Genomic DNA, 646 nt, shown 5'->3' on the forward strand with positions numbered 1-646 from the left:
CGGCGCCTGGTACGCACGAGTACCATAACGTGATGGATCGCATCGACATCATCACTGGCACACTTGGTAAAGCAATGGGTGGTCGCATCAGGCGGTTACACATCCGCAAAAGCAGAAGTGATCGACTGGCTACGTCAGCGTTCTCGTCCATACCTATTCTCAAACTCAGTGGCACCAGCGATTGTTGCAGCCTCAATTCGCGTATTGGATTTGCTACAAGAAAGTGGCGATCTACGTGACGCCTAGTGGAAACGCAGCGCACTTCCGCACCCGTATGGAAGCGGCTGGCTTCACCATGGGTGGTGCCGATACACGCCATTATTCCAATCATGCTAGGCGATGCCAAAGTGGCCGCAGAGTTTGCTGAGCGTGCGCTTGCAAAAGGCATCTACGTCATTGGTTTCTCTTTCCCTGTAGTGCCAAAAGGCCAAGCGCGTATTCGTACGCAAATGTCTGCAGCGCACTCACGCGAGCAACTAGACCGCGCGATTGATGCCTTCATCGAAGTGGGCAAAGACATGGGTATCATCTAGGATTCTAGTACCTAGTACCTAGTACCTAGTACCTAGTACCTAGTACCTAGTACCTAGTACCTAGTACCTAGTACCTAGTACCTAGTACCTTATTAAGGCTAAATTAGAAATCA

At 50.6% G+C, this 646-nt stretch carries 1 pseudogene; it reads left to right on the plus strand.

Going from position 1 to position 646, the window contains the following annotated elements:
• Window positions 1-533 (plus strand): annotated as a pseudogene (locus tag CIK04_RS32810) (aminotransferase class I/II-fold pyridoxal phosphate-dependent enzyme); the annotation flags it as partial.
• Window positions 534-646 lie beyond the last annotated feature (113 nt).

The sequence above is a fragment of the Vibrio sp. 03_296 genome, assembly GCF_002265885.1.